We start from the raw sequence: 8,404 nt of genomic DNA, 5'->3' as shown, positions 1-8,404 counted from the left end.
CCCCCAAAAGCCCCTTCGCGGGCTTGGGCCACCTGGGGGGGCGGCCCCCCCCCGCGTTTGTTTGTCCGGCTGGGGGGCGCCGGCCCGCCCCCCCCGAAGCGCAGCCGCTACAGGATGAAATCCGCGGCCGTCAGGGCATGCAGGCCGTTCAACTGGATCAAGAAGTCAACGGCGCCGCCGTTCACGTTGCCACGCACGAAGGTGTTGCCGCCGACCTGGACGAAGCCGACCTCGCCCGGATCGTTCGGGAAGAACAGCCCGACGAAGGTGAAGGCCTGGTTGCCTGGCAACAGAGTGTTGGCGTCGATCGCCGACAGGTCGATGAAGTCGGTGTCGCCGGCCTCGACGAAATCGCCGATCACGTCGGGCGTGCCGACCGGCGAGTCGGCCACGCCGGTGAACACGAAGTTGTCGGGGCCCGCCCCGCCGATCAGGAGATCGACCCCCAGGCCGCCGGTGAGCACGTCGACCCCGGTCCCGCCGAACAGGCTGTCATTCCCAGCCCCGCCGACCAGATCGTCGTCGCCGCCGCTTCCCGACAGGACATCGTTGCCGAAGCCGCCGGACAGCACGTTGTCGGCGAGGTTGCCGATGATGCTGTTGTTCAGGGCGTTACCGAAACCGCTGATCGCGCCCGCGCCGGTCAGGGTCAGGTTCTCGACCAACGCGTCCCCGGCCAGGCTGAAGGTGGCCGAGCTCAGCACCAGGTCGATGCCGGTGCCGGTCTCGTTGACGTTGTCGGCCACGGCGTCGTCGACGATATAGGTGTCGCTGCCGTTGCCCCCGGTCAGCAGGTTGCTGCCGGAGCCGCCGTCGAGCCGGTCGGCGCCCTCGCCACCGCTCAGGCTGTCATTGCCGCCGAGGCCGAGGAGCGTGTCGTTGCCGGCCGCACCGGCCAGGGTGTTGTTCGCGGCGTTGCCCTGGATCACGTTGTTGAGGGCGTTGCCGAAGCCGAAGACCGCGCCGCCGGTCAGGGTCAGGTTCTCGACGAGGACATCCCCGGCGAGATTGAAATTGACCGCGCTCTGGACCAGGTCGATGCCGGTGCCGGCCTCGTTCACATTGTCGCCGAAGGCATCGACGACGTAGGTGTCGCTGCCGTTGCCGCCGCTCATCAGATCGGCGCCGGCGCCGCCGTCGAGCCGGTCGGCACCCTCGTCGCCAATCAGTGAATCATTGCCGCCGAGACCGAGAAGCGTGTCGTTGCCGCCGAGGCCGTTCAGCGTGTTGTTCGCGGCGTTGCCCACGATCGTGTTGCCAAGGACGTTGCCGATGCCGACGATCGCGGCCAGGGCGGTGAGGGTCAGGTTCTCGACCAGTGCATCCCCGGCGATGCTGAGGCTGATGGCGCTCTCGACCGTGTCGATGCCGGTGCCGGCCTCGTTCACATTGTCGAAGCCGTTGTCGACGACATAGGTGTCGTTGCCGTTGCCGCCGGTCATCAGATCGGCGCCGACGCCGCCGTCGAGCCGGTCGTTGCCTTCACCACCATCCAGGCTGTCATTGCCGCCGAAGCCGAGGAGCCTGTCGTTGCCGCCCAGGCCGGCCAACACGTTGTTCGCGGCATTGCCCTGGATCGTGTTGCCGAGGGCGTTGCCGACGCCGACCACCGCGGCGCCGAGCAGGGTCAGGTTCTCGACCAGCCCGTCGGCCGCGATGCTGAACGAGACCGAGGCGTTGACCGTATCGATCCCGGTTCCGCTTTCGCTGACATCATCGGCGCCGTTGTCGACGACATAGGTGTCGTTGCCGTCGCCGCCGATCATCGTGTCGACGCCGAGGCCTCCGTTCAGGACGTCGTTGCCGGCGCCGCCGATCAGCACATCGCTGCCGGCGAGGCCGAAGATCGTGTCGTTGCCGCCGCGCCCCCAGATGATGTCGGCGACCGCCGACCCGAACAGGACGTCGTTCAAGAGCGTCCCGAAAATCGCGACCATGGTTTCCTCCTTGATGACGTGTTTGAGCCTGCGTCGAAGGCGGATACCGGACAGACGCCACCGCACGCTTCGCCGGCCGGGCGAAACAGTCCCGCGCGGACGCATCCGCGCAGACGCAAGGGCGAAGGGTGCCCTCCAGCAGTCGTGATTGCTCCACAGCGGCGGTCAGCCCGCCCCAGTCCCGCGCAGCAGCTGTATCGGCAACAGACCCGCAAGTCTGGAGGATCGCGCTTCGCGGCCGCATCAGATCTGCTTCGGCAAAGCGCAGGTTTCAGGCTGCGCAGTGGAATCCAGATCTGTGCATATAGTATTATTGCAGAATTATAATACCATGCGAATTCTTTGGAGACAAGATGCTAATATTATTTCGAGTCTTCGGCTTTACGGCGCGCCGCCCGGACCCTGTCCGACAGGCCGTCATGGTCGCCCATGGGGCGCGCCGGCGCGTCGTCCCACCAGTCGGTCCGCATCGGCTTCCGCTCCGGGTTGCGCGGGTAGATGATGCGGTTCTCCGGCTTCGGCGTCTCGCCGATGACCAGCAGGCGCACCTCGGCCTCGGTGTTGTTGATGAAGCTGTGGCACTGGCCGGTGCCGGCCGGGAAGCCGACCGCGTCGCCGGGCTTGAGCCGGTGCAGCACGCCGTCGAGCCAGGCGTCGGGCGTGCCCTCGAGGACATAGACGAACTCCTCCTCATGGCTCTCGGCATGGGGATAGGAGGTGCGGCGGCCGGGCGGCAGCCGCTCGTGGTGGATGCCGATCCGGGTCAGGCCGAAATGCCGGGCGAGAGGCGCGCCGATGCTCATCAGCTCGTCGTCGCCCTTGTAGTGGCTGTCGTCCGGTCCTTCGATCTCGGTCCAATGCGCGATGCAGGACGGGCGGTCGGTCGGTGCCATGCGAAATTCCCCCGGGTGGCGCGGCGATGGGCGAGGCTAGCCGAGTGCCGCCGCCGATGCCATGTCGCTGACAGATTCGCCACCGAGCCTCGGGGACCATGAACCGACCGACACGCCGACCGATCGACCGCCGCCGCCTTCTCGCCCTGCTGCCAGCCGGCGCCCTCGCCGCCTGCGCCGCGCCCTTCGCCGGGCCGCCGCCGCCCCGGGTCGGCATCATCGACCTGCGGCCCCTGGACGCCACCATGTTCGAGCAGCGCTGGGAGGCGCTGCTGCGGGTCGAGGAGCAGGCGGGCACCGGGTTGCAGGTCGACGCCATGACCGTGGCGATCGAGCTGAACGGGCGCGAATTCGGCAGCGGCCGGGCCGACCGGCCCTTCCTGCTGCCGGCCCGCGGCGAGCGCGAGGTGTCGGTGCCGATGCGTGGCTCCGGCCTCGGCTTGGTCGACCAGCTGGCCACGATCGGCCGCCGCGGCGAGCTGAAATGGCGGGTCGAGGGCGTGTTCCTCAGCGCCGGCCGCCAGATCCCCTATCAGGACGAGGGCACGGTGTTCTCGCTGCGGGACACGCTGAGGGATTCCTTGTTGCCGTTCTGAGCGTCGAGCACCCCGCGCAGCCTCGCCAGCGCCTCGGCCAGCTCGGCCCGGCTGCTGGCGGCGGCGAGGCTGAGGCGCAGGCCCTGCGGCGCCTCGCGCGTCACCGCGAAGACATCGGCGGCCACCACCTCGACCCCGGCGGCGAGGCAGCGGGCCGCCACGGCGCCGGCATCGCCGTCCCGCGGCAGCCAGAGATGCGGGCCGGGCACGCGGTCGGGCGGCACCAGCCCGGGCAAAGCGCGCCGGGCCTGGGCGTGCCGGGCCGCGATCTCCGCCCGCTGCCAGGCCAGGCGGCGGGCGGCGGTGCCGTCCTCGATCCAGCGGCAGGCGACCTCGCCCATCAGCGGCGCCAGCGGCCAGCTGGTGGCGTGGATCTGCCCGGCCAGGTCGCGCACCGGGGCGCAGGCGCCGGCGACCACGCCGAAGCGCAGCCCGGCCGCCACGGTCTTGGACAGGCTGGTGACCAGCACGCCGCGCTCCGGCACCAGCGCCATCAGCGGCGGCCGGTCGGTCAACGCGCCATAGGCGTCGTCCTCGACCAGCCACAGCCCGTGGCGGCGGGCGACCGCGGCGATCTCGGCCTGCCGCGCCGGGCCCATCACCGCGCCGGTCGGGTTCTGCAGGTTCGGCACCAGCACCACGACCCTGGCGCCGGTGGCGCGGGCGGCGCGGTCCAGCGCCTCGGGCAGCACGCCTTCGCCGTCCATGGCGACACCGTGCAGCGGCAGCCGCAGCCAGCGCGCCGCCGCCTTGAGGCCGGGGAAGGCCAGATCCTCGACCAGCACCGGGTCGCCGGGGGCGCAAAGCTGCAGCAGCACCGCGGTCAGTGCCGCCTGCGCCCCGGCGCAGGGCACCACATCGGCCGGCCTGAGGTGCAGGCCGCGCGCGGCCAGCCAGGCGGCGCCGCCAATCCCGGCCCGCCGCAGCAGCGCCGGCGAATGATAGGCCAGGGCGGCGTCGATCCGGCCCTCGGCGGCGACCGCGGCCAAGGCGGCGGCGAGGTCGGTGCTATCCGGGTCGACCGCCGGGACATTGGTCGACAGGTCGATCGGCGCCGGGCCGCCCTGGACGCCATGGGCCGCCGCGACCGACTTGAGGCCGAACAGCGCGGCCTCGCGGCTGGCGGCCAGCACATAGGTGCCGCGCCCGACCTCGCCCGAGACCAGGTGCCGCCGCGCGGCCTCGCGATAGGCCTGGGTCACGGTGCTGACGTTCAGCCCGAGCTTCCAGGCCAGGTCGCGATGGGTCGGCAGCCGCTCGCCGGGCCGCAGGTCGCCGGCGGCGATGGCGTCGGCCAGCGCCTCGACGATGGCGAGGTAGCGGACCGGGCTGCGCCCTTCCAGGCTTGGGACCCACATTCTTGTCTGCCAGACAATGTCTTCATTGACCCACACAATCCGCTCCGCCGATGCTGGGGTCAATCCCGACATCGGAGCGCCGACCCATGTTCGACCTGACCGCCCTCGAGGATGCCGCCCGGCTGGTGCATGCGACCATGCCGCCGACCCCGCAATTCGCCTGGCCGCTGCTGGCCGCGCGCACCGGCTGCGAGGTCTGGGTCAAGCATGAGAACCACACCCCGATCGGCGCCTACAAGGCGCGCAACGGGCTGGTCTTCATCGACGCGCTGCGCCGCCGCCGGCCGGAGGTGCGCGGCATCGTCACGGCGACGCGCGGCAATCACGGCCAGAGCCTGCCCTTCGCGGCGCGCGGCACCGGCCTGGCCGTCACCGTCGTCGTGCCGCAGGGCAATTCGGTGGAGAAGAACGCCGCCATGCGCGCCTTCGGGGCCGAGCTGGTGGAGCATGGCCGCGACTTCGACGAGGCCTATGGCCATGCCCGGCACCTGGCCGGGGAGCGCGGGCTGGAGATGGCGCCGGCCTTCCATCCCGACCTGATGCGCGGCGCCGCCACCTATGCGCTGGAGCTGTTCCGGGCGGTGGCCGACCTCGACACCGTCTATGTGCCGATCGGCATGGGCTCAGGCATCTCCGGCCTGATCCGCACCCGCGATCTCTTGGGCCTGAAGACCCGGATCGTCGGCGTGGTCTCGACCGAGGCGCCGGCAATGGCGCTGTCGCTCGAGGCCGGGCGAGTGGTGACGACCGAGACCGCGCAGACCTTCGCCGACGGCATGGCCTGCCGGGTGCCGGACCCCGAGGCCTTCGCCATCATCCGGGCGGGCGCCGAGCGGATTGTGCGGGTGACCGACGACGAGGTCGCCGCGGCGTTGCGCGCCTACTGGACCGACACCCACAACCTGGCCGAGGGCGCCGGCGCGGCGGCCCTGGCGGCGCTGCTGCAGGAACGCGGGCGGATGCAGGGCAAGCGCGTCGGCCTGATCCTGACCGGCGGCAACATCGACCTGGCGGTGGCGCGAAGGGTGCTAGCGGAGGGTTAGGGACGCGAGGTCACGGCCGGCGTCGCCGCCCGGCCAGGAGGACCTCCGGCTCGCCGTCCCCGGCCAGCTCCTTGCAGCGGGTCACCTCGGGCGAGGTCCAGCGCTTCGACCACCGTGCCTGCTCGGCGTGGTCGGAGGGCATGTCCCAGGCGCTGGCCGTGGCCCGCGCCTCGATCTCGCTCCCGGCCCGGACGATCAGCACCGACCGGGTCTCGCCGCGCCAGCTCTCGTCGTTCCAGTCGCGCGGATACAGCTTGTAGAACGCCATCGGTCTCTTCCGGCCCGGCAACCCTTTGCTGTCCGTCAACGGCGTTCCTTCGGCGCCGGGCCGCGATGGGCGGCGGCCGCCTCCTCGAGCTCACGGGCCGCCTGCAGCGAGATCGCATGCATGGTCATGTTGCCGCGCCGGGCATAGCGTTCGGCGTCCTGGCGCGCCTCGCGGGCCTGGCGCTCCGCCGCCTTCGCGGTCCCCGGGTCCTTGCCATACGCCGGGAGGCGGATTTCACCTGCCGTCATGTCGAGATGTCCTTGTTGGTTCGCCGGCCAGCATGGCCCCGCCGCCCCAGCTTGACCAGATAATATTTCGAAATCACCGGCCATGGCACCGCCGGCTGCAAATTTCCAGGCCGTGGCGAAAAAATCAAATCGCTGCAGCCGCCAACCGCATCTTGCGATATACCTGAAGACACGGGCCTGGACGATTTTTGCAGACACGCTTCCGGATTCGTTCTAGGCTATATTATCTTAGGATTATTAAGAGCCCGATGCGCAGAGTGCCCGCGGCGACGGAGTGCACTTGCGGTCACATGCGTCCCGCCGGTTCAAGGCCGCGACGCGATGGACGGGCCGCCCCTTACCGCGTCCCCCCGCCGGACGCAGAAATGCAGGAATGACCAACAACCGATACGCTATTGGCAGCACCGTCTACATCTGGCGGCGGCCCAGCCCCAGCTCCGCGATCGCCGGCGCCTACACCGTGGTGGCGCATTACCCGAGCGAATCCTCCGGCCGGCTCTACCGGGTCCGGGCCGTGGTCGGGCTGGAGGAGCGCATGGTGCCCGAGGCCGACCTCTCCCAGGTGCCGCGCAGCGCCGACGCCATGCAACGCACCCCGCGCAAGCAGCGCAGCGCCTGACCGGGGCTGAGATGGGCGAGATGTCCCACGCCGGGGCCGCGGTGTTCGATTGCCAGGCCTGCGGCGCCTGCTGCGCCTTTTCCCGCGACTGGCCGCGGTTCTGGACCGAGAGCGACGCCGAGATCGAGCGCGTTCCCCAGCGCTACCGGGACGATGACCGGATGCGCTGCGACGGCGACCGCTGTTCCGCCCTGGAGGGCGAGATCGGCCGGTCCACCCGCTGCATGGTCTATGCCGACCGGCCGGTGGTCTGCCGCGACTGCGTGCCGGGCGACGATGCCTGCCGGATCGCAAGGGCCGCCCTGGGACTGGCGGCGTGAGCGCGCCGGCTGATCCGGCAGCACCGCCCCGCCTGGTCCCGGCGACCTCCGATCTGAGGGCGCTGCGGCGCGCCGCGGAGGCCGGCGACGCGGCCGCGCAGTACAATCTCGGCGTGATCAGCGACAGCCGCGTCGACGACAACGGCTACACCATCCCCGGCGACCGGGCCGAGGCGCTGCGCTGGCTGCTGCTGGCCGCCGGCAACGGCCTGCCGCGCGCCCAGCTCCGGCTGGCCGAGCTCTACGCCGACAGCCCCGCGGCCTCGGGCGACCAGGTCCGCGCCGGCGCCTGGTTCCTGGTGGCCGCGGCACGGGCGACCGGCGCCGAGCGCGCCGCGGCCGCGGCCGGATACCGCACCCTGGCCGCCCGGCTCAGCCCCGGCCGCAGGACCAAGGCCTGCGGCCTGGCGAACCGCCTGGCGGCGACGCTGGGATCCTACCCCTGAGGCCAAGCCCCCTGAGGCCAGGCCCCTGAGGCCAGGATTGACTCCCAGCGAGAGAGCCTTCGGGTATCCTGCCGGCGAGATGACGGCCCGGATCCCGACCTCCGCCCTGCTCGACGGCCTGCTGCGCGACGCCGATGCCGAGCGCGTGACCTTGCGCTGGCTGGTTGACCGGCTGGGCAACCGCTCCTTCGGCCTGGTCATGCTGCTGCTGGCGCTGCTCGGGGCGATGCCGGGCGCATCCGCCATCGTCGCCCCGCTGCTGGCCATCCTGGCGGTGCAGATGATGTTGGGCCACGCCGGCCCGGCCTTCCCCCGCCGCGTCGCCGAGCGCAGCGTGCGGACCGAAGGGCTGGCACGCACCCTCGGCCGCGCCGTGCCGGCACTGCGTACCATCGAGGGCTTCATCCATCCGCGCTGGCCGATGCCGTTCGAGGTGACGAAGCGGGCGGTCGGCCCGGTGGTGCTGCTGCTCGGCCTGCTGCTGCTGGCCCCGATTCCCTTGAGCAACGTCCCTCCGGCCCTGGCGATCGCCCTGCTCGCCATCGCCTATCTGGAGGAGGACGGCATCCTGCTCTGCATCGCCCTCGCGGCCTCCGCCCTGCTGCTCGCCATCGCCGCCGGCGCCGTCTGGCAGGCGATGGGCGAGCTGGGCTGGGTGCGGGGGTTCCTGTAGGCC

The 8,404-nt window shown here is 71.2% G+C and carries 11 protein-coding genes; 6 read left to right on the top strand and 5 right to left on the bottom strand.

Going from position 1 to position 8,404, the window contains the following annotated elements:
• Positions 1 to 107 precede the first annotated feature (107 nt).
• The gene (locus AAHM41_RS22150; RefSeq protein ID WP_342238754.1) at positions 108 to 1,937 is read right to left on the bottom strand and encodes a calcium-binding protein; all 1,830 of its coding nucleotides are present in this window, start codon (positions 1,935 to 1,937) and stop codon (positions 108 to 110) included.
• Between the two features lie 362 nt (positions 1,938 to 2,299).
• A complete protein-coding gene (locus tag AAHM41_RS22145) occupies positions 2,300 to 2,830 on the bottom strand; it encodes a cupin domain-containing protein (RefSeq protein ID WP_342238753.1) in 531 nt (176 codons plus the stop codon).
• 98 nt (positions 2,831 to 2,928) lie between these two features.
• On the opposite strand from AAHM41_RS22145, the gene AAHM41_RS22140 reads away from it, so the two are divergent.
• Complete coding sequence (locus AAHM41_RS22140; protein ID WP_342238752.1) at positions 2,929 to 3,426, top strand: LEA type 2 family protein; 498 nt, start codon at positions 2,929 to 2,931, stop codon at positions 3,424 to 3,426.
• Here AAHM41_RS22140 and AAHM41_RS22135 read toward each other — a convergent pair.
• A complete protein-coding gene (locus AAHM41_RS22135) occupies positions 3,363 to 4,784 on the bottom strand; it encodes an aminotransferase-like domain-containing protein (protein ID WP_342238751.1) in 1,422 nt (473 codons plus the stop codon). The genes AAHM41_RS22140 and AAHM41_RS22135 overlap by 64 nt on opposite strands.
• Positions 4,785 to 4,870: 86 nt before the next feature.
• On the opposite strand from AAHM41_RS22135, the gene AAHM41_RS22130 reads away from it, so the two are divergent.
• A complete protein-coding gene (locus AAHM41_RS22130; RefSeq protein WP_342238750.1) occupies positions 4,871 to 5,827 on the top strand; it encodes a threonine dehydratase in 957 nt (318 codons plus the stop codon).
• A 10-nt stretch (positions 5,828 to 5,837) separates the two neighbouring features.
• Here AAHM41_RS22130 and AAHM41_RS22125 read toward each other — a convergent pair whose 3' ends face one another.
• Both AAHM41_RS22125 and AAHM41_RS22120 read right to left on the bottom strand, forming a co-directional pair.
• Complete coding sequence (locus AAHM41_RS22125; RefSeq protein WP_342238749.1) at positions 5,838 to 6,095, bottom strand: hypothetical protein; 258 nt, start codon at positions 6,093 to 6,095, stop codon at positions 5,838 to 5,840.
• A 35-nt stretch (positions 6,096 to 6,130) separates the two neighbouring features.
• Positions 6,131 to 6,343: a hypothetical protein gene (locus AAHM41_RS22120; RefSeq protein WP_342238748.1), complete on the bottom strand. Its 213-nt coding sequence runs from the start codon at positions 6,341 to 6,343 to the stop codon at positions 6,131 to 6,133.
• Positions 6,344 to 6,716: 373 nt separating this feature from the next.
• Here AAHM41_RS22120 and AAHM41_RS22115 point away from each other — a divergent pair, with 373 nt between their 5' ends.
• The 4 genes from AAHM41_RS22115 to AAHM41_RS22100 all read left to right on the top strand — a co-directional run bounded on the left by AAHM41_RS22115 (position 6,717) and on the right by AAHM41_RS22100 (position 8,401).
• Positions 6,717 to 6,962, top strand: coding sequence for a hypothetical protein (locus AAHM41_RS22115; protein ID WP_342238747.1), 246 nt, complete (start codon positions 6,717 to 6,719; stop codon positions 6,960 to 6,962).
• Positions 6,963 to 6,982: 20 nt separating this feature from the next.
• Complete coding sequence (locus AAHM41_RS22110; RefSeq protein WP_342238746.1) at positions 6,983 to 7,282, top strand: YkgJ family cysteine cluster protein; 300 nt, start codon at positions 6,983 to 6,985, stop codon at positions 7,280 to 7,282.
• Positions 7,279 to 7,728 carry a hypothetical protein gene (locus tag AAHM41_RS22105; protein WP_342238745.1) on the top strand — a complete coding sequence of 150 codons (450 nt, stop codon included), beginning with the start codon at positions 7,279 to 7,281 and terminating at the stop codon, positions 7,726 to 7,728. The genes AAHM41_RS22110 and AAHM41_RS22105 overlap by 4 nt, the downstream gene beginning before the upstream one ends.
• A gap of 79 nt (positions 7,729 to 7,807) precedes the next feature.
• Positions 7,808 to 8,401, top strand: a complete 594-nt coding sequence (locus AAHM41_RS22100; protein ID WP_342238744.1) for an exopolysaccharide biosynthesis protein — start codon at positions 7,808 to 7,810, stop codon at positions 8,399 to 8,401.
• The last annotated feature ends 3 nt before the right edge of the window (positions 8,402 to 8,404 follow it).

The sequence above is a fragment of the Inquilinus sp. OTU3971 genome (assembly GCF_038440215.1).
This window is presented reverse-complemented; position numbering and strand designations above follow the sequence as displayed.

What these genes read in the sequence shown, in the direction of transcription:
- AAHM41_RS22150 (WP_342238754.1), bottom strand. Translation starts at nt 1,937, where the DNA reads ATGGTCGCGATTTTCGGGACGCTCTTGAACGACGTCCTGTTCGGGTCG.
- AAHM41_RS22145 (WP_342238753.1), bottom strand. Translation starts at nt 2,830, where the DNA reads ATGGCACCGACCGACCGCCCGTCCTGCATCGCGCATTGGACCGAGATC.
- AAHM41_RS22140 (WP_342238752.1), top strand. Translation starts at nt 2,929, where the DNA reads ATGAACCGACCGACACGCCGACCGATCGACCGCCGCCGCCTTCTCGCC.
- AAHM41_RS22135 (WP_342238751.1), bottom strand. Translation starts at nt 4,784, where the DNA reads ATGTGGGTCCCAAGCCTGGAAGGGCGCAGCCCGGTCCGCTACCTCGCC.
- AAHM41_RS22130 (WP_342238750.1), top strand. Translation starts at nt 4,871, where the DNA reads ATGTTCGACCTGACCGCCCTCGAGGATGCCGCCCGGCTGGTGCATGCG.
- AAHM41_RS22125 (WP_342238749.1), bottom strand. Translation starts at nt 6,095, where the DNA reads ATGGCGTTCTACAAGCTGTATCCGCGCGACTGGAACGACGAGAGCTGG.
- AAHM41_RS22120 (WP_342238748.1), bottom strand. Translation starts at nt 6,343, where the DNA reads ATGACGGCAGGTGAAATCCGCCTCCCGGCGTATGGCAAGGACCCGGGG.
- AAHM41_RS22115 (WP_342238747.1), top strand. Translation starts at nt 6,717, where the DNA reads ATGACCAACAACCGATACGCTATTGGCAGCACCGTCTACATCTGGCGG.
- AAHM41_RS22110 (WP_342238746.1), top strand. Translation starts at nt 6,983, where the DNA reads ATGTCCCACGCCGGGGCCGCGGTGTTCGATTGCCAGGCCTGCGGCGCC.
- AAHM41_RS22100 (WP_342238744.1), top strand. Translation starts at nt 7,808, where the DNA reads ATGACGGCCCGGATCCCGACCTCCGCCCTGCTCGACGGCCTGCTGCGC.